This is a genomic window from candidate division WOR-3 bacterium (assembly GCA_039804025.1).
In the GTDB taxonomy this organism is placed as follows: Bacteria; Hydrothermota; Hydrothermia; order Hydrothermales; family JAJRUZ01; genus JBCNVI01.
Genome location: JBDRZP010000005.1, coordinates 1 through 20,069, shown reverse-complemented (window position 1 = coordinate 20,069; position 20,069 = coordinate 1). Strand labels below are relative to the sequence as shown.

The window sequence follows — 20,069 nt, the reverse complement described above, 5'->3', positions numbered from 1 at the left end:
ATAGGGAGAATCAAAAAATAAAAGAATAAACAAAAAAGAAAAATAAGAAAAATAAAAAGCATATAGGAAGGAAAAAAAATTAAAAAGGGAAAATAAAAAAAATTTAAAAGTAATTCTTTTAATTCCAAAGGAAATAGGAGAAAATATCAAAAAAATAAGAAGAGACAGCGGAAAAAGAATTATGATTGAAATAATATTTGAAAGCTCAAGCCTTATCTTAGACGTGAACAAAGATAAAAATAAAAATAAAAAAGAAAGAGCTATTAAAAAAGAATCCTTTTTATTTTCTTTAATAAATCTTTTTAATTTTTGTCCCCTGATAATAAAATTTGAGAATACGGTCATAACTTACTCCCTTTTTAGCAAGTGATAAAGCACCGTATTGACACAATCCAACTCCATGTCCAAAACCTCTACCTATTATTATAACTCTATCACCCTGATTTTTTAAAAAGAAAAAATTTGAAGGTAAAAAACCATCCTTTTTCAACAATTTTCTAATATCATACCCTTTAAAGGTAAAAGTACCTTTCTTAGTTTTAACCTTAACTTCCCTTACTCTTCCTGTAGAAGATCTATCTGAAATACTGAAATCAACAATATCTCTTCCTGAAAGAGAAATTCCTAAAAGATTTGAAATATTCCCTGCGAGGTTTTCCATAAACTCACTTATAGAAAACTCCTTCTTCCACCTGTAATAAGGAGAATTAGAGCATAAGTCCTTACCCTGAAAGTTACATCTTACTGATTTTAAATAGGGAATAAAACTTTCAGTAGGGAAAGCTTCATCATAATAAGAAGTAGTGCCCCCACAGGTAGAATGAAATAAAGTTAAAGCAACTTCATTTTCATACATAAGGACTTCACCCTTTGTCATTTGAATTGCAAGATCTGTTATTTCATTTTCCTTATCTTTACCACCATATACCTGATCCTTTATATCTGCGTAAAGATGAAAAAAACTCTCCCTTTTTTCTAAATATTTTCTCAAAGCATAACTCCTTGCACAAACAGCTTGAGCTTTAAGTGCTTCAAAATTTGAAAGAAAAGGACTACCTATTTCAAGAGGAACAACTGATCTTAGATAATCTTCCACTTTAACAAGATTTATAACCCTTAAATACTCGTCAATTTCTATTTTACCTCTATACCTTTTTCCTTGAATCTTTAAAAAATAATTTTCATCTGTATAAAAAACAAGAGGAAGAGAAAGATTTGTTTTTTTACCATCAAGGTATAAAATAGGATCTTCAAATTTTTTCTCAATTTTTAAAATATTATCTGCAAAAAATTTATATCTTTTACCTTGAGAATCTATAGCATAATAAATACCTGTCCCTGAAATATAAAGGGGATTCTCATTCTCATAAAGTAACACCCTTAAAAGAGGTTCATAAGCTTCAACCTTTTTTTTCTTTTGAATATAATATTTTTTAACTTCCCTTTTAATGTATTCTCTTTTAGCACAGGAAAATAAAATTAAAAAAATTAAAATTTTTCTCATTCAAGTAATTTTTTAATATGATTTTCAAAATAAAAATAATGGGAACCCTTCCAGTATATTTTATCACAGTTAGAACATATATAAAATTTTTCCTGGGTCTTATAAGTATAGTATGGAACCCTGTTTTTTACTTTAGTTTTTTCTATTTCTTCGAGAGGATTATTGCATAAAGGACATCTTGAAAAAATAGAAATTTTATCCTTTAAACCAAAAAAATCTATTATCCTTTTCATTCTTATAAAAAATTTTCCTTCTGAAACTTTAAAAATTTTCCATTCAGGAAAAAGATACCCCCCCTTTTTTCTTGTAAGCAAAAACCTTTTTTCTTCAAATATACCCTTTTTAAAATCCTTTAAAAATTTAGCATTAACTGTATCAAAACCCAATAGTCTTAACCATCTTGCTTCCCTTAAACAGGTTGAGTCACATAAAAATTTCGGAATAAAATTTTTAATTTTAATAAAAATTTCCTCTGCCCTTTTTTTAAGTTCAAAAATATCATTTTCATTTTCAATAACAAAATTAGCTCTTTCTTCTTTATCCTTTAACATATTTTGAAATTCTATAATTTTTTTTATCATATCTTCACTAATCCCCTTTTTCTTTGCCCTTTCAATTAAAACCTCTTCCCTTGCCTTTAAATATATAACAAAATCCATAAATTTATCAACACCTGCTTCAAAGATAAGGGCACCTTCAACAAAATAATACCCTTCCTTTCCTTCATTTATTATTTTTTTCACTTCTCTCATTATCTCCCTGTGAATCCACCTTTCATATTCTCTCTTTTTTTCCTCATCCTTAAAAATTATTTCTGCAATTTCTCTTCTTCCCAAATAATCACCAAAAATTTTCTTTATTTTTTCTTTTTTTTCTTCAATTATTTTATGACCAATTTTATCTGCATCAATAATATAAACGCCCTTTTCCTTTAAAAGTTCACAGAAAGTGCTTTTACCTGATGATATATTACCGGTAACACCGACTAAAAGCTTCAAATACCTGAGTTTTTATATTTTTCAATCTTTTTTTTGAGATTTTTATTAAGAGGTTCAAGTTTTAAAGCCTCCTGCCAGTAATTTAAAGCTTTATCAATTTGATTTAACTTTAGATAAACATCTCCAAGATGTTCAACAATAACAGGGTCATCAGGAACAGATTCCACTGCCCTTTTTAAATAAACAAAAGCAGAATCATACTTCCCCATCATATAATAAACCCAACCCATTGAATCAAGATAGTAACCGTTATCAGGTTCAAACTCTAATGCTTTCTCAATAAGTATCTTTGCTGTATCAAGCTTTAAACCCCTTTCTGCTAACATATATCCCCAGTAATTGTAGGATTCTGAAAGAGTACTATCAAGTTTAACAGATTTTCTGAAGGCTTTTTCAGCCTTTTTTATATCGTTTATTTCCTCATAAAGAGCACCTGCTTCAAACCACTTCCTTGCATCAAGAGAATCAAGTTTTAATGATTTTTCATAAAAAAATAAAGCCCTTTTATAATTTCTCTTCTGTTTTTCAAGAAATCCAGTTAAATAAAAGTAAGGGGCATTATTCTTATCAGGTATTTCTTTAAGTAATTCTTCTGCTTCTTTTAACTTCCTTTCACTTATTAAAAGAAATGAGTAATAAATATAATATTCATAATTTTTAGGATTTATCTCTATTGCCTTTTTTATATGATAAAAAGCTCTATCCATTAACTTTTCTCTGTAAAATATTCTTGAAAGATAATAATGGGCTAAATCATCCTTAGGATTTAAACTCAAGGCAATTGAAAAATACTTCATAGCTTCTTTAAATTCATTTTTCATATATTTTATAAATCCATACTGATGGATAAAATCAACATCATAGAAAAAACTATCTATTTTCCCTTTTAAGAGAGTATCAGCCAGTTCATAATTACCTAAAAAAATTGACAAATTCAAAACCTTTCTCAATAAATTCTGACTCGCTATTTTTTTACTTAAAAGTAATTTTCTATAAATTTTCAAAGCTTCTTTATAATCATTCAAACCTTCCAAACAGATTGCCTTTTCAATCAAAAGTTCAGGAAAAATTTCATCTTCTTCCAATTTATTTATTATAGATAATGCAGACATATAATCTTTTTTCATTGATAATACTCTTGCCTTATCAAGTAGATATTTTTTACTGTTTAAAGAATCATTTTTAATAAGTTCATCTAAAAGGGATATTGCCCTATCAAAATCACCTAAAGCTTGATATAAAACAGAAATTAAATATAAAAGATCTTTATCCTTCTTAAACTTCTCTCTGAATTTCTTTTGATATTTTTCAAAATTTTTGAAATCTCTTGTAAAAATACAGGCTGAAAGAAAAGGATAGGTAAGGGTAGAATCAAGCTCAAAATTTTTTTCAAATTCAAAGAAAACTTTTTTTAGTTTATTAAAATCCTTTATATTGTAAAGTAAAAAAATGTAATCCCTAAAATATTCTCTGTCTTTTTTTATCTTTAAAAGCCTTTCAATGAGTTTCCGTGCCTCTTTATATTCTCCCTTTTCAACCTTACTTGAATATAACATGTATAAAAAGAGAGGGTCTTCTTTCTCCCTTGAAAAGTAACAGGAAATAAAAATAAAAGTTATTAAAAAATAATATATTCTCATTCTTTAAATTTTTTATTCAAGTTCAATTATAAGCTCGGCTCCACAATTTTCACAAAACCAGGAATCAGGAGAATTCTTATGACCGCATTTTTTACATATAACTTCCCCCCTTTCCTCAGTTTTACTTTCCTTACCAAGATCTTCAAGCAATTTTTCATTAACACTTACCTCATAAGCTTCTTTCTCCTCAGATTTTTCAGCCTCAACTTCCTCAAGAATTTCTTCTATTTCCATTAATTCCTCTTCTACATCAGTTTCTTTTTCCTCAGCAACTTTTAATTCATTTTCGAGAACTTCCTCAATTTCTTTAATTTCTTCTATTTCCGGCTCCAGCTCAATTTCTTCTTCAACTTTCTCTTTAGGTTTTTCTTCTTTTTTAAGCAGAGAAGCAATTTCATTTATCTCTTTATCAACTGCTATAAATTTTTCTTTAATCCTTTTTAATTCCGAATTTTTCTCATCCATCAAGGACTTATATTTTCCCTCATCATATTCGCCTATGGAATATCTAAGTTTAATCTCCTCAATTTCATCCTCTATTTTCAATTTGGCTTTTTCAACTTCCTTTCTTGTTGTATATAGTGATTCTAAGTATTCTTTTATAGTATCTTTTCTTTTTTCCAGTTCCTCCTCAATTTTTTTTAATTTTTCTTCGTATTCTCCAAAAACCTTTTTGAATATATGGGGTTTTGTTTCCTTTTCCTTCTCCTTTAATTTTCGCATCTTCTCAAGAAATTCCCTTCTTTTTATTTCAAGTTTTTTTATTTCTTCAATATTTATTTCTTTTTTCATAAATCCTCCTTAAAATTTGTTTCATTTCCAGTTCAAAGTCATAGTTTACTCTTCTATTATAAAGCAAAGGTTCATAAACTTTCCAAATATATTCATGGGGAACTACACCCTTTCTGATAAGTGAAATAAAAATATTAATTACTGCTTGAGAATCGTAATCCCTTATCTCTCTTTCTTCTTTTTTCAAAAATTCTTCAACATTTGCACCAAGTTCTATAAGATTAACTAAATTATTAAGCTTTGTAAGTTCTCCCTCCTTTTCTTTCACTATTGACATTAATAATAAATCAGAAACATTTTTACTCCTCAATTTTATTTCCTTTTTAAACCATTTAAAAGCAGTCTCAAGGTCAACTTTCGGAAAATGAACATAGATTCCTTTTTCAACTTCATTTAAAACTTTGTTTCTTTCAAAATTCTTTCTATCACTGAATACAAAAACAAAAGGAGTATCAGTTTCAATATCAAAGAAATTTTTATTAAATTTAATATCATCGGCATCGTAAATAACATTTAAAAACTTTTCGTTTTTAAAAATAGATATATTTTTCTCTTCTTTTTTAATCTCATTAATATTAAATTCTCGCCCAATAAAAACCCTCTTTTTTTTAATTTCCATAATACTCATAAGAGAAAGAATAGCTTTTGATAAAAGGAAAGGTTCTTCAAAGGTAAAAAAGAAAAATCTTTCTTTTTTAAAATTTAAAATATTCTTAAAAAAACTTCTGTAGTCATCAATAAAAAACATATAAATATTGTAAATTATTCTAAATTTACTTTACAATAGAAAGGTAAAAGGAGGAAAAATATGGCACTGGATAAGGAACTTCTTGATATAATTGCTTGTCCAAAATGCAAAGGTGATTTAATTTATAAAGAAGAGGAAAATGTTTTAATATGCAAAAATTGTAAACTAAAATACAAAATAGAAGATGATATTCCAATTCTTTTAATAGAAGAAGCTATTCCCCTTGAAGAATGATTTTTATTCTCTTACTCAATTTAGAGATAAAGATAACTTTTAATCCTTTAGTTAAAGCTGAAACATTAGAAAATATTATAAGATTTAGTGGAAAAAGGGTAGAAAAATTTGAACCTGGCTTACCTGATTTACCCTCTTACTTAATACCTATTGAAGTAAATCCCGAATTTGAATATGAAGTGGATTACAGAATAATAAGTAAGGAAATAATAAAAGGTAATTACGAAATTGAGAGGGTAAAAGAAATAGAGGATGATGGACTTTCATTGAGAAAAGTAAAAAAGGATTATAAAATTCCCTTCCCAGATAACATAATTTTAAATAAGGGTTTATCCTTTATAAGGTATAAACCTATCCTTTCAATTATACTATTTCCTGTAAGAATAAAAGAAGAAGGTATAGAAATAATAAAGGAAATTGAGATTATTTTAAAAGAAAAGAATAAAAGTAAATTAAAAACAAGGGAAATTCCTGAAGATAAAAAATTAAAAGATTTTTATAAAAAAGTTCTTTTTAAGACAACAGAAAAAGAATTTTTACCCTTGCAAAGTAAAATAAACAATTTTTTTGAAAAAACAAACTTATGGTTAAAAATTATTATAAACCAAAATGGAATATACTATCTAACTTACGAAGATATAAAAAATAATCTAAATATTTCTCCGGAAAATCTTGATATTAAAAAAATAGCAATCTTTACAAGATTAAAAGCATTAAGTGATTCACCTGATTCAGCTGAAATAACTCCCCAAAAAGTTCCTATTTTATTTATAGATAGAGCTGAAGAAAATATTTTTGATGAAAAGGACACGCTATTTTTCTTTGCCTTTACTGGAACAGGTTATAGAGTAAATAATGGAAAAATTGAATACTATTTTCATCCATATCAAGATGCCTCTATATATTTTATTTCCTTTGAAGGTGATTCAGGAAAATTTATGGAATCAATTGATGGTTCACCCTTATATAACTTAAAAATTGAAAAAGGAATTAAAGTTACAAGACATGAAAATAACTTTATAAACCTTGCAAAGGCAGGTTTAAGATGGGTTGGGGAAACTTTAAAAAATGATTCTTTAATTTTCAATCTTTTAAAATTTAAAAATCCCTTACCTGAAACTGCAAATTTAAAATTCAGTCTTGTGATAAGGGAAAGGGAAAAAATAAATCAGCCACCTTACCTTTTAAAACTTTTTATGAATAATAATGTAATATTCCAGAAAAATTATTATCCACCCTCAGCACCCTATGGAGAGGAGATAAAAATAAAAACCCTTCTGAATCTAAATCCCCTCTTTAAAGTTAAAATTCAGGGAACAATAAATGTTGATTATCTTGAAATTAAATACAATTCAGAACTTAAAAATTTAAAGGATTATTTTGAATTCTATTTTCCTCCCACAAATGGAAAAGATATTTCCTTTAATGGAACATTCAGAAAGAAAGGGAAATTATTTAAAATTTTAAATCCTTTTAATGGGTATAATATTACTAATTTTTCTTTTACTAATAATTCAATAATTTTTAATCCAGGGATTGAAAATGATACTTTTATGATTATGTATTCTGAAACTCCTTTTCATCCATTAATTAAAAAATTTGAAGGAACAGAATTAAGAAAAATTTCAGGTGCTGATATGCTTATTATAGCTCCTAAGGAATTTAAAAATATTTTTTCTAAATTTATCCTTCACAGAAAAGAAAACTTTTACATTGATACATTGAAAATTTTTAATCCAGTAATTGAATTTGTAAACATAAATGATATTTTTGAAGAATTCGGATTTGGAATAAAAGACCCTGTAGCGATAAGAAACTATCTGAAATATACATATATAAATTACAATCCACGTCCTTTTTATGTCCTTTTAGCAGGTAAGGGAACATACGATTATAAAAACTATGAAGGTTCAGCTTCCCTTAATTTAGTTCCTCCTTACGAATGGGGTTACGGAGTTGATATAAATAACCCACCCTATACCTATGATAACTTTTTTGTAGAATTTGATGGAGGTGCCTTTGATCCTGATATGGTTATTGGAAGAATACCTGCAAAAAGCTCTTCTGAAATCTATGAATTTCTTGAAAGGATCATCTTCTATGAAACCGGAAATTTTGAAAGTATGTTTAAAAACACTGTAATTGGTGTTGCAGATGATACAACGGGTGCAGGTGGAAATTTTGATCCAATAAATCATACAAGACAGGTGACAAGAGTTCTTAATAAACTCAATAATTCTATTGATAAAATCGCCTTTTATATGATTGATTATCCCTTTGTTCAGGGAAGAAAGCCATCTGCAACAAAGGACTTGCTTAAATACATTGAAAAGGGAGCCGGATTTTTCTTTTTCTTTATACATGGGAACCCAAATCAGCTTGCTCATGAAGAATTATTAAAGCTTGATGATATTGATTTTATAAGTTATAACAAAAAGCCCTCTTTTATTCTTCTTGGTTCCTGTAAAACAATGAATTTTGATAGACCAAGTGGTGCAATTGGAGAAAAATGGCTCATGAAAAATGGAATAGGTGCCCTTGGTTCAACCTATCTAACTTTCCCCAGTGAAAATGAGTATGTGATTGACAACTTTTTTAATAAATTATCTGATTATAAAAAACATACCTTTGGTTTTATTTCATACCTTGTATCAATGGGAAATAAAGATTATGTATTTCTTGGAGACCCTTCTACCTTTTATTCTTTACCTCCAAAAAGTGGAACTTTCCTCTATATTCCTGATACGATACACTTTTCCTATTTTTCTGATACTCTATTTAAATTCTATGGGGAATCTGATTCTCTTAAAGTTAGATTTACAGAAAATTCTGAAATAAGTATTATGAAAATAGAAGGGACAGCAAAAATTGAAAGTTTATATGTTCATAACAATATTTTATATCCTCTTTATAGAAAAGGAAAACTTCTTTTCCAGGGAATATCAAGAAACAAAAATCTTGAAAGTAAATTTTATTTTGCAATTCCCTATGTTAATTCTAATCTATTAAAAGTTACAGTTTTAAATACCTCTCCTCAGGGAGAAATTTCTTACAGAGATTCAATACCTGCAAAAATTTCTAAAAAAGAGAAAGTTGATTTAAATCCACCTGAAATTAAAATCTCTATTGATGGAAGGGAACTTAAAGATGGGGATACACTTCCACCAAACTTTAGCCTATTTATAGAAATAAAGGATGAAAGTGGTATAAATTTAGCAGTGGATACAATAACTTTAAGAATTGGTTCCTTTAAGGAAGCACTGAATGACTTTTTTTATTACAAACCCAATAGCTTTAATGAAGGCTTTATAAACTATCAAGTTAAAAACCTACCAGGTGGTAAAACAATTTTAACTCTTTCAGCCTATGACCTTTTTCATAACAGGAAAAGTTTATCAAGAAATATATTTATAGAAACAGAAAGCACTTCAGAGCTAAAAATTAGTGATATTATTCCATATCCAAATCCTGCTTCAGATTTTGTATTTATAGGATTTAAAAACAATAAAAGGGGACTTTTTAAATTAAAAATATATACTATGAGAGGAGTAAAAATTTTTGAAACTTCAGAATTATTTTTTTCAGAGGGTTTCAATTCAATAAAATGGAAAATAGATGAAAAACTTACAAATGGACTTTATTTCTTTGTTCTTGAAGCAAGGGAGCTTGAAGGTGCTAAAAAAATAAGAAAGAGGGGGAAAATAATTGTTTTTAGGTAAATTTTTAAAATTTATTTTTTTGGTTTTTTTCATATCAATACCAGTAAAATTTCCTGAAAAAAATTTATTTGAAAGACCCAAAGTTTTAAAGAGAATTAAAAATAGAAAATTGAAAAAAAAGGGGACAATTCTTCTTACAGAAAGGGAAACTTTTTTAATAAGAGAAAATACACTTTTTGAAAATAATCTATTAAGGGGAATAAAATTAAACTGAAATGTTAAAACCTTTAATCCTTGTTTTTAAGCATTTATTTAAAAAGAAAAAAACAGTTGAGTATCCCGAAAAGAAAAAGGAAATGTATTTTAGAACAAGATGGAAACACAGATTGCAGAGATGGGAAAATGGACTTGAAAGATGCATAGGATGTATGTTATGTGCAGGAGCTTGCCCTACTGATGCCATTTATATTGAAGCTGAAGAAAATGATCCTGAAAATCCTATATCTCATGCTGAAAGATATGCAAAGGTTTACGAAATAGATTATGGAAGGTGTATTTTATGTGGATTTTGTGTAGAAGCATGTCCCACAGAAGCTCTTGTTATGGATAAATTTTTTGAACTTGCTGGAACTTCAAGAAGGGGGATGGTCCTTACAAAGGATGAACTTTTGGATCCACCCCAAACTCCTGCAAAGAGAGCATGGCTATCTTTTGAAAGGAGGGGTGATCCAAAGGGTGGAGCTATTATTATTCCAAAAGAGGAAACTCCACAAAAATGAAAATTTTATTTTTACTTTTACCACTTACCACCTTTTTAATTTTAATTTCTAAAAAATTATCCCGTCTTCTTTTTTATTTTTTCCTAAATTCGTTAATAACAGGAATTCTATATTTTTACTTGAATAATCCTCTATTTGGACTTTTGATAATTTTTCTCTATATAGGGACAATTCTTGTAATTTTTGTTTTTATTTTACCCTTAATAAAAATTGAAAAAACTTTAAAAGAAAAAAAATTTAATCTTTTTATTTATCTTATGTTATCCTATATTCTTATTTTTATTTCCTTTAATATTTCAAATTATTTTGATAAAAAAACAATTTATTTTAACATCAAAAAACTGAGCAATTTTCTTATAAAGGATTACATAGGGTTTGAGCTTGTTTCAGTTTTACTTTTAGTTACTATTGTAGGTTCATTTTTGCTTATTAGGGATGAATCTTGAAAGTTTTGCAGTAATCTTTTCTTTTTTCCTTTCTCTTTTAATAATTCTATTCAAAAGAAGTTTTGTTTATTTTTTAATTGGAGTTGAAATAGCTTTTAACTCCCTTCTTCTTCTTTTTGTTATGAATATAACAAAAAAGGGTTTTGAAAATGCTATCTTTTTCCTTTATATACTTGCCATAATTGCAGGTGAAACAGCAATAGGACTTTCTATTTTACTTAATTTAACAAAGGAAAGGGGAGAAGATAATTATGACATATAAAATAATTTTCCTTTTCCTTATTATTTCTCCACTTATTGGTTCTGTATTACAGGGTATCTTCGGGTTTAAAGACGTTAAAAAAAGTGGTTTTTTAGCAACCTTTTTTGTTTTCCTTTCTCTCCTTTTTCATTTTAAATTCAGAGGTGTTGAAGGAGAATACTTTTACATTCCCTTTATCACCTTTTCTGATATAGAGGTTAATTTTTCTTTTTTAATTGATAGACTAAATTTTTTAATGGGTTTAATGGTAACACTTGTTTCAGGTTTAATTCACCTTTATTCAACAGGTTATATGAAAAAGGATGATTCCCCTTACAGATATTTTGCCTTTTTAAATTTATTTGTTTTTTTCATGCTCCTTATAGTTTATTCAGGAAATTTTCTTCTAATGTTTGTAGGATGGGAAGGAGTTGGACTTTGCTCTTATTTACTAATTTCCTATGAATCTTGGAGAAATGAGGCAAGGGATGCTGGAACAAAGGCTTTTCTTATAACAAGATTTGCGGATTTTGGTTTCATTTTATTCCTTTTAATTTATTTCAAAATATTCAATACCTTTGAGATAAGTGTACTTTTAGAAAAACCTTCTAACCCTTTAATACCCCTTCTTTTAATATCAGGAATTTTGGCAGCCTGTGGAAAGTCAGCTCAGTTTCCCTTTTATGTATGGTTACCTGATGCTATGGAAGGTCCAACTCCTGTTTCTGCACTTATTCATGCAGCTACAATGGTAACAGCAGGAGTTTTTCTTCTTATAAAAATTTTCCCACTGTTAAGTTTGTATCCACAAATTTTAAATATAATAATTTTTTTATCTACTTTAACCTTTTTATTATCAGGAGTTATAGCAATTTTTGAAAGGGATTTAAAAAGAATTTTAGCCTATTCTACAATATCTCAGATTGGTTATATGTTTTTTGCAATAGGTATATCCTATCCCCTTCTTGCCTTTCTTCACCTTTTAACCCATGCTTTTTTTAAAGCTCTTTTATTTTTATCCTCTGGAAATGTTATGCATATTATTCATAAGAAAATAGATATATTTGAAACAAGAGGAATTAGAAAAATTCATCCTTTTACTTCCTATACCTTTCTTTTAGGTTCCCTTGCACTTTCAGGTTTTCCTTTAACAGGTGGATTTATAAGTAAAGAACTTATAATAAATGCTTCTTTTAAAAATTTATTTTTATTTTATCTTGCTTCAATAGGTGCTTTTTTAACATCCTTTTATATAATAAGGGGGTATACCTTATGTTTTGAAGGTGAACCCTCAAAAAAACTTCACGAAAAAATTGAAGGTACAATGAATATATCTCTTTTAATTTTATCAATTTTTGTTATTCTAACAGGTCTTAATATTTTTGAGGAATTTTATTTTAAAAATTTTGGAGAAGAAATTACTTTTTATAATCCTCTTTTATATCAATTTTTTCCCTTGTTTTTATCAATAACAGGGATTTATCTTGCTCTTAAAGTTTATTTGAAAAAGCCTATCCAATTTAAGGAAAGAATTTATAGAATTTTAAATTTTTATGATTTCCTTGTTTCTAAAATTATTTATGGGATAATAATTTTCTTTTCAAAATTTATTTCAAAAATATTTGATAGGGGGATTATAGACTTTTTGATTGTAGAAGGAAGCGGCAGATTCACTATTTTATCAGGAAAGCTTATATTTAATCTTTTCATAAGAAAACCTTCCTTTTATATTACCCTTTTAATTCTTGTATTTTTCCTTATTATAATTTTTTCACTTTGATTTGAAATTTTTATATTTTATATTTAAAATTAAATTATGAACGGTGAATTTAAAGAAATTGAAGAGCTATTTAGTAAATGGGAAAAGGAAGGAAGAAAGTCAAGGACTTTTGCAGCACTTGCTGATGCTTATAGAAAAAGAAAAATGTATGATGAGGCGCTTGCTGTTCTTGAGGAGGGATTAAAAATACATCCTGATTATCAGGTAGCACATTTTATAAAAGCAAAGGTTCACCTTGAAAGAAACGAGCTTGAACTTGCAAGGGAAAGTTTAAAAAGAGTTTTAGAAATAGATGAGAATCATCTTGTGGCTTTAAGACTTTTAGCAGAAACCTGTGAAAAATTAGGAAGAGAAGAAGAGGCTTTAGATTATTATAAAAAACTTTATGACCTTGACCCTTTAACTTCAGAGGTTGAAGATAAAATAAAGACTCTTGAAGAGAAATTAAAAGTTCAGAGTGCTCAATTTTCTGAAGAAAAGGTAGAAATAACCGAGGAATTTTTAAAAGAAGAACCTATTTTAAGTAAAGAAAAAATTGACGAAGAAGATCTTTTAAAGGAGGAAATCCCTATAACCGAGGAAAAATTAACTGAGAAATTCTTAGAAGAAGAACCTATTTTAGGTGAAGAAAAATTATTAATAGAGGAAGAATTTTTAAAGGAAGAAACCCTTTTAGGAGAAGAAAAACTCATCGAAGAGAAAGAAGAAATTTTGAAAGAAGAAGTACTTTTAAGTGAGGAAAAAATTTTAGAAAGTGAAGAAATATTAAAAGAAGAAATACCTGTGATTGAAGAAAAAACTATAGCTAATGAAGAACTTTTAACTCCTCCTGATGAACCACTTCTTGATATTCTTGAAGAAAAAGAAGTATTAGGTACAGAGTTAGAATTACCTGAAATTCCAGAAGAAGCGAAAGAAATTTTGAAAGAAATTGAAAAAGAAACAGAAGCTATTGAAGAAGAAAAATTAAAAGATTTTAAGTTTGTCGAGGATATTCTTGAAAAGAAGGAAGAGAAGTTTATTAGTATAGAAGATATAAAGAAAGAAGAAAAAAGCAGTGAAGAATCAGAGTTTGAAACTACTGATGTAGAAGAAATAATAAAAGAAGCTGAAACTATTGAAATAAAGGAGATATTTGAAGAAAAAGAAGAAAAATTGAGTGGACATCCTTCTCAATTTTTAGAAGAAATTGAAAAGGAAGAAAAAATAGAAAAAAAAGAAGAATTAATAATTGGAACTGAAGAAGAGGTTCCCTTAAGTGAAATTTTTAAAGAACCTGAAAGACCTTCTGAGAGTATAGAGGAAATTATTATAGAAAAATCAGAAGAAAAGGGACTTATAGAGTTAATTGAAGAGAAAAAGGAAGAGGTAAAATTTATTGAAGAAAAGAAAGAAATTGAAGAAAAAGAGCAAAAGCTTGAAATAAAAGAAGAAAAAATTGAAGAAGCAGAATTACCAGAGGAAGTTTCAGAACTCTTTGAGGAATTTGAAGAAGAAAAAAAGGAAATTGAACCAGAAAAATATGAGGAAAAAACTATAAAGGAGAAAACTGATGAAAAGGAAATCACTGAAAAAAATTTCAGAAGTTTCATTGAGTGGATTAACCTCCTTAAAAAAACGAGTTGAATTTTTAAAAAATTTATTAGAAGTTAATGAAGCTGACGGTTTTTTTATTAACAATTTGCAAAATGTGTTTTATCTCACAGGTTTTACAGGTTCTTCAGGATATGTTCTTATAACAAGGAATAAAAATTATTTTTTAACTGATTTCAGGTATATGTTACAGTCAAAAAAAGAAGTCTCAAATCTTTTTAAAATTGTAATAATAAAGAAATTTGATGAAATTTTTGACCTTTTAAAAGAGGGAAAAACTCTGCTCTGTGAAAAGGAAAGTTTAACCCTTGATTTATATGAAGAATTAAAAAAGAAAAAATTAAAAATAAAACCCATAAGTTCACCTGTTCTGGATTTGAGAGTTTATAAAAATGAGGAAGAAATTGAAAAAATAAGAAAAGCACAGAAATTTTCAGAGAAAGTATTGAAAAAAGCACTATCTATTTTAAAACCAGATAAAACAAAGGAAATTGAACTTGCCTTGGAAATTGAATATGAGATGAAAAGAAATGGATTTCAAGTTGCTTTTCCCACAATAGTTGCTTCAGGTAAACATTCAGCCTTGCCACATGCAAAGCCAAGAAATGTCACAATTAAGAACAATTCTATACTCCTGATTGATATGGGAAGTGTTTACAAGGGATATCACTCGGATATGACAAGAACTTTCTGGGTTGGTAATAATCCTCCTGACTGGTTTAAGGAGATTTATGAAATTACATTAAATGCCCTTTCTATGGTTGAGGAAAAAATTAAAATAGGAATGCACGTCAGAGATGTGGATAATATAGCAAGAAGTTATATAACCGAAAGAGGTTATGGAGAAAAATTTGGTCATGGTTTAGGGCATGGTGTAGGAATTGAAATTCATGAAAAACCTTCACTTTCTCCAAGAGGAAAAGAAATAATTGATAAAGGTATGGTTTTCACAATAGAGCCTGGAATATATCTTGAAAATAAAGGTGGAGTTAGGATTGAGGATTTAGCCTGTATAAATAAAAAGGGAGAACTTGAAATTCTAACAGGTTTTGAAAAAAGACTTAAAAAAATTTAAAATAATAACCTTAAGGGTTCAAGTCCTTAAAAAAAGTAAAATAAAAAATGCCTGAATTCAGACGTGGAATGGTTATAAAGTTAGAAGGAAAATTTTACGAGGTAATAGATTTTCAACATATAATGATGGGAAGAGGTCATGCCCATATAAGGACAAAATTAAAAAATATAGAAACAGGGCAAGTTCTTGAGAAAACATTGAGAGAAGCAGATTATTTTGAAGAAGTGGAATTGAGAGAAAGAGAAGCAACTTTTTCTTATGCAGAGGGGGATAATTTCATTTTCTATGATTCTGAAACCTATGAGGAAATTGTTTTAAATAAGGAGCAGATAAAAAATTATCTTTTATATCTTAAAGAAGGTCAGGAAGTAAGGGTTCATTATATTAATGAAAAACCAGTTGGAATAGTTCTTCCGAGTGCAGTAGTTCTTGAGGTTGTTGAAACGGATCCTGGTGTGAGAGGAGATACTGCTTCAGGTGGTTCAAAACCTGCAAAGCTTGAAACAGGTCTTGTTGTAAAAGTTCCCCTTTATATAAAGGTTGGTGAAAAAATAAAAGTTGATACAAGAACCGGGGAATATATAGAAAGAGCATGAAGGATAAAGATTTAGAGAAGATAGAAAAATTAATAGAATTAATGGACAAAAAGGGTCTTACTGAGATTGAAATAAAGAAACCTTTTTTAAAAATCCATTTAAAAAGAGGAGAAAAAGTTAAATACGAAAAACCAAAATTAAAATCTCAGGAAACTGAAACAACTGAATTGAGAAAAGAGAAAGTTGAAGTAAAAGAAAAAGAAGAAATAAAAGAAAGGGAAGATAAATTTTATTATATAACTGCACCCTTAGTGGGGACTTTTTATAGAGCCCCTGCACCTGATGCAGAGCCCTATGTTGAAGTTGGAAGTCATATAAAACCTGGACAGGTTGTTTGTATAATTGAAGCTATGAAAATTATGAATGAAATAGAATCAGAAGTTGATGGTATTGTTAGAGAAATTTTGGTTAAAAACGGTGAGCCCGTGGAATACGGGCAAAAATTATTTAAAATTGAACTAACTTAAAATGGCTGTTGATTTAAAGTTTTTACTTAAAAAAATGATAGAAGAAGAAGCTTCAGATCTTCATTTAAAAGCAGGACTTCCTCCTATTTATAGAATTCATGGAAGACTTATAAGAACAAAAATGGAACCACTAACACCCAAGGATTTAACTGAAATAGTGAAGGTTATAATGACAGAAGAACAGCAGAAAAGGTTCATATCAAGGAAGGAACTTGATTTTGCAATAGGTGTTCCAGGACTTGGAAGATTCAGAGTTAATTGTTTCATACAGAGGGGAAGTATAGCAATTGCAATGAGAGCTATTCCTACAAACATAAAAACCTTTGAAGAACTTAATTTACCCCCAGTTATAAAAGATATTTGTTTAAATCCAAGGGGACTCATTCTTGTTACAGGAACAACAGGAAGCGGAAAATCCACAACTCTTGCAGCAATGATTAACTACATAAATATGAACAGAGCAAAACACATAATCACAATTGAGGATCCAATTGAATTTTTATTCAAGGATGAAAAATCAGTAATATCCCAGAGAGAAATAGGGAGTGATACTTCTTCTTTTGCGTCTGCTTTAAAGTATGTATTAAGACAGGACCCTGATGTTATACTGATTGGGGAGATTCGTGATAAGGCAACAATGGATACTGCTATAAAGGCAGCTGATACAGGACACCTTGTTATGTCTACCCTTCATACTTTAAATGCAACAGAAACAATTAACAGAATTATTTCCTTTTATCCTCCTCATCAGCATCAGCATATAAGAATTATGCTTGCCTCAACCTTGGTTGCTGTAATTTCCCAGAGATTGATACCAAGAGCAGATGGAAAAGGTAGAGTTCCTGCAGTTGAAATTCTTATTAACACACCGAGGATTAAAGAACTCATAATGGATGAAACAAGGCAAGTGGAAATACCCCAGGCAATTGAAGAAGGGCATTATGAATATAAAATGCAGACTTTTGACCAGTCAATTATGAAGTTATATAAAGAAGGTCTTATAACCCTTGAAGATGCTCTTGAAAATGTAACAAACCCTGATGAATTCAAACTCAAGCTTAAAGGTATAAAAACAGCTGCAGAAACCTGGGACGAACCTGAGCTTAAAATTGAGTGAAAAAATTAAGGAAAAGTTTAAAGAAATTCTGGAATATTACGATAATAATCCCTTTTTATCTTTAATTCCAATTTTAAACTTTATTCAAGATGAAGAAGGCTTTATATCAGAGGAGAGAATAAAAGAAATATCAGAATTTCTTGGAATTAAAGAAAATTTAATTTATGAAACATTAACTTTCTATCATTTTTTAAGTTTAGAAAAAAAGGACAAAAAAACTCTTTATATTTGTAAAAATATTTCCTGTTTACTTGAAGGTGCAGAAGAAATTCTTGAATATCTAAAGGAAAATAAGGATAAGTTAAACTTTGATTTCAAGGAATGTGAATGTATAGGTTTATGTGATTTTGCACCCGCAGGTCTTTTAGATTTTAAACCCTTAAAAAATCTGAGTATTGAAAAAATAAAGGAATTAAATGAAAAAATCTGAAACTCTTTTGATAAAGAAAAAATATGCAGAAAATATTGATGAATACATACAAAAAGGTGGATTTTTATCTCTTAAAAAAGTTTTAGGTGATGGAATTCCACCTGAAAAAGTTATTGAGGAAGTTAAAAAAAGTGGATTAAGGGGAAGGGGTGGAGCTGGTTTTCCTACAGGTTTAAAATGGTCTTTTATTCCAAGGGATGCTGAAAAAAAATTTTTAATATGCAATGCTGATGAGGGAGAACCAGGAACTTTTAAGGACAGAGAAATTTTACTCTATGCACCTTATCTTTTAATTGAGGGAATAATAATTTCCTCCTATGCAATTCAGGCTGAAGTCTCATATATATATTTAAGAAAAGAATATAAGTGGATTTATGATAGAATTTATAAGGCAATAAGAGAAACAGAAGAAATAGGATTTCTTGGAAAAAATATTTTAGGAAGTTCCTTCAATCATAGAATAAAAATTTTTCTTGGAGCAGGTGCTTATATATGTGGTGAGGAAACAGCACTTCTTGAGTCAATGGAAGGTAAAAAGGGCTTTCCAAGGTTAAAACCTCCTTATCCAGCAGATAAGGGTCTTTTTGGTAACCCAACCGTAATCAACAATGTTGAAACTCTTGCTAATATTCCAATAATAATGGAGATGGGAGGAGAAAATTATGCAAAAATAGGAGTTCCTAAAAGCACTGGAACAAGACTTATTTCTCTCAGCGGTATTGTGAGAAAAAAAGGAGTTTTTGAAATTGAGCAAGGCAAGATAACAATAAGGGAAATAATTGAAGATTTAGGTGAAGGTGTAAAAGAAAATTATCATCTTCTTGGGGTTATACCAGGTGGAATATCTGCACCTCCTCTTTTACCTGATGAGATTGATATTACCTACGATTTTGAATCAATTATAGAAAAAGGTTCTATGTCAGGTTCAGGTGCAATAATTGTTTTTGGATTTAAGGAAGATAAAAAAAATGAACTTTTAAAATTTTTAAAAAGTGCAGTTAATTTTTTTAAGGAGGAATCTTGTGGAAAATGCACCCCCTGTCGTGAGGGAACATGGGCAATAAATGATATTTTAGAAAAAATTGAAAAAAGAGAAACTCAGATTGAAGAGGGGGTTGAAATAATAGATGGTCTTTATAAGAAAATGAAGGGTTTATGTGCTTGTCCCTTAGGTGAATCCTGTGCAATTATAACTGAATCCTTTTTAAAAAAATATTCTGATGTTTTAAATTTAAAATAAAATATTAGATAATGGGAAAAGGTAAAAATTCGCAGGCTAAAGCCTGCGCCTACCATTTTTTTTTAAATTTTTTAACATTTATTACCATAATTTTATTGTAGCCGCAACCTTTAGGTTGCGTAAAAAAATTGTTACCAATTTACTAAAGCCTGCGCCTACCATTTTTTTAATTTTTTAACATTTATTCCCATATTCTATAATTTTATGGTAACCGCCCTTTAGTAAAAATTCTATAATTTTATGGTAGCCGCACCCTTTAGGGTGCGAAATATTTTGCTTCATAAAAGAACTAAGGGGCTATTTGCCTGCCCTTTAGGTGAATCCTGCGCAATTATAATTGAATCCTTTTTAAAAAAAATATTCTGATGTTTTAAATTTAAAATAAAATATTAGATAATGGGAAAAGATAAAAATTCTACCATTTTTTGAAAATTTTTTAACATTTATTACCATATTCTATAATTTTATGGTAACCGCCCTTCAGCAAAAATTCTATAATTTTATGGTAGGCCGCACCCTTTAGGGTGCGTTAAATTAATTCTCTGGTTGTATTCCTACCATTTTTTTTAAATTTTTTAACATTTATTACCATATTCTATAATCTTATGGTAACCGCCCTTCAGCAAAAATTCTATAATTTTATGGTAGGCCGCACCCTTTAGGGTGCGTTAAATTAATTCTCTGGTTGTATTCCTACCATTTTTTTTAAATTTTTTAACATTTATTACCA

The 20,069-nt window shown here is 28.6% G+C and carries 19 protein-coding genes; 14 read left to right on the top strand and 5 right to left on the bottom strand.

Annotation, left to right across the window (positions count from 1 at the left end; all coding sequences use genetic code 11):
* Window positions 1–289: 289 nt before the first annotated feature.
* The 5 genes from ABIN73_02805 to ABIN73_02785 are packed head-to-tail and all read right to left on the bottom strand — an operon-like array spanning window position 290 to window position 5,682.
* A complete protein-coding gene (locus ABIN73_02805; GenBank protein MEO0268651.1) occupies window positions 290–1,504 on the bottom strand; it encodes a SpoIID/LytB domain-containing protein in 1,215 nt (404 codons plus the stop codon).
* Window positions 1,501–2,502 (bottom strand): dephospho-CoA kinase, encoded by a 1,002-nt coding sequence (gene coaE, locus ABIN73_02800; protein MEO0268650.1) that lies wholly within the window; start codon window positions 2,500–2,502, stop codon window positions 1,501–1,503. The genes ABIN73_02805 and coaE overlap by 4 nt, the downstream gene beginning before the upstream one ends.
* Complete coding sequence (locus ABIN73_02795) at window positions 2,499–4,142, bottom strand: tetratricopeptide repeat protein (GenBank protein MEO0268649.1); 1,644 nt, start codon at window positions 4,140–4,142, stop codon at window positions 2,499–2,501. The genes coaE and ABIN73_02795 overlap by 4 nt, the downstream gene beginning before the upstream one ends.
* 12 nt (window positions 4,143–4,154) lie before the next feature.
* Entirely contained in the window at window positions 4,155–4,934 is a 780-nt protein-coding gene (locus ABIN73_02790) for a zinc ribbon domain-containing protein (protein MEO0268648.1), read from the bottom strand.
* Window positions 4,912–5,682 (bottom strand): hypothetical protein, encoded by a 771-nt coding sequence (locus ABIN73_02785; GenBank protein ID MEO0268647.1) that lies wholly within the window; start codon window positions 5,680–5,682, stop codon window positions 4,912–4,914. The genes ABIN73_02790 and ABIN73_02785 overlap by 23 nt, the downstream gene beginning before the upstream one ends.
* A gap of 60 nt (window positions 5,683–5,742) precedes the next feature.
* Here ABIN73_02785 and ABIN73_02780 point away from each other — a divergent pair, with 60 nt between their 5' ends.
* Genes ABIN73_02780 through nuoF form a run of 14 tightly spaced genes read left to right on the top strand, consistent with a single transcriptional unit; the run spans window position 5,743 to window position 19,339 of the window.
* Window positions 5,743–5,916, top strand: coding sequence for a Trm112 family protein (locus ABIN73_02780; protein MEO0268646.1), 174 nt, complete (start codon window positions 5,743–5,745; stop codon window positions 5,914–5,916).
* A complete protein-coding gene (locus tag ABIN73_02775) occupies window positions 5,913–9,635 on the top strand; it encodes a C25 family cysteine peptidase (GenBank protein ID MEO0268645.1) in 3,723 nt (1,240 codons plus the stop codon). The genes ABIN73_02780 and ABIN73_02775 overlap by 4 nt, the downstream gene beginning before the upstream one ends.
* A 19-nt stretch (window positions 9,636–9,654) precedes the next feature.
* Entirely contained in the window at window positions 9,655–9,849 is a 195-nt protein-coding gene (locus ABIN73_02770) for a hypothetical protein (protein ID MEO0268644.1), read from the top strand.
* Window position 9,850: 1 nt separating this feature from the next.
* The gene (gene nuoI, locus ABIN73_02765; protein ID MEO0268643.1) at window positions 9,851–10,354 is read left to right on the top strand and encodes an NADH-quinone oxidoreductase subunit NuoI; all 504 of its coding nucleotides are present in this window, start codon (window positions 9,851–9,853) and stop codon (window positions 10,352–10,354) included.
* Entirely contained in the window at window positions 10,351–10,800 is a 450-nt protein-coding gene (locus tag ABIN73_02760) for an NADH-quinone oxidoreductase subunit J (GenBank protein ID MEO0268642.1), read from the top strand. Before nuoI ends, ABIN73_02760 begins: the two co-directional genes overlap by 4 nt.
* Window positions 10,790–11,062 carry an NADH-quinone oxidoreductase subunit K gene (locus ABIN73_02755; GenBank protein MEO0268641.1) on the top strand — a complete coding sequence of 91 codons (273 nt, stop codon included), beginning with the start codon at window positions 10,790–10,792 and terminating at the stop codon, window positions 11,060–11,062. The genes ABIN73_02760 and ABIN73_02755 overlap by 11 nt, the downstream gene beginning before the upstream one ends.
* The gene (locus ABIN73_02750) at window positions 11,052–12,821 is read left to right on the top strand and encodes an NADH-quinone oxidoreductase subunit L (GenBank protein MEO0268640.1); all 1,770 of its coding nucleotides are present in this window, start codon (window positions 11,052–11,054) and stop codon (window positions 12,819–12,821) included. The genes ABIN73_02755 and ABIN73_02750 overlap by 11 nt, the downstream gene beginning before the upstream one ends.
* A gap of 36 nt (window positions 12,822–12,857) precedes the next feature.
* Window positions 12,858–14,447: a tetratricopeptide repeat protein gene (locus tag ABIN73_02745; protein ID MEO0268639.1), complete on the top strand. Its 1,590-nt coding sequence runs from the start codon at window positions 12,858–12,860 to the stop codon at window positions 14,445–14,447.
* Complete coding sequence (locus ABIN73_02740; protein MEO0268638.1) at window positions 14,374–15,489, top strand: aminopeptidase P family protein; 1,116 nt, start codon at window positions 14,374–14,376, stop codon at window positions 15,487–15,489. The genes ABIN73_02745 and ABIN73_02740 overlap by 74 nt, the downstream gene beginning before the upstream one ends.
* 47 nt (window positions 15,490–15,536) lie before the next feature.
* On the top strand, window positions 15,537–16,085 hold the full coding sequence (gene efp, locus ABIN73_02735) for an elongation factor P (protein ID MEO0268637.1): 549 nt from the start codon (window positions 15,537–15,539) through the stop codon (window positions 16,083–16,085).
* On the top strand, window positions 16,082–16,552 hold the full coding sequence (gene accB / locus ABIN73_02730; GenBank protein ID MEO0268636.1) for an acetyl-CoA carboxylase biotin carboxyl carrier protein: 471 nt from the start codon (window positions 16,082–16,084) through the stop codon (window positions 16,550–16,552). Before efp ends, accB begins: the two co-directional genes overlap by 4 nt.
* Window position 16,553: 1 nt before the next feature.
* The gene (locus ABIN73_02725; protein ID MEO0268635.1) at window positions 16,554–17,669 is read left to right on the top strand and encodes a PilT/PilU family type 4a pilus ATPase; all 1,116 of its coding nucleotides are present in this window, start codon (window positions 16,554–16,556) and stop codon (window positions 17,667–17,669) included.
* Window positions 17,662–18,099: an NAD(P)H-dependent oxidoreductase subunit E gene (locus tag ABIN73_02720; protein ID MEO0268634.1), complete on the top strand. Its 438-nt coding sequence runs from the start codon at window positions 17,662–17,664 to the stop codon at window positions 18,097–18,099. Before ABIN73_02725 ends, ABIN73_02720 begins: the two co-directional genes overlap by 8 nt.
* Window positions 18,086–19,339 carry an NADH-quinone oxidoreductase subunit NuoF gene (nuoF, locus tag ABIN73_02715; protein ID MEO0268633.1) on the top strand — a complete coding sequence of 418 codons (1,254 nt, stop codon included), beginning with the start codon at window positions 18,086–18,088 and terminating at the stop codon, window positions 19,337–19,339. Before ABIN73_02720 ends, nuoF begins: the two co-directional genes overlap by 14 nt.
* The last annotated feature ends 730 nt before the right edge of the window (window positions 19,340–20,069 follow it).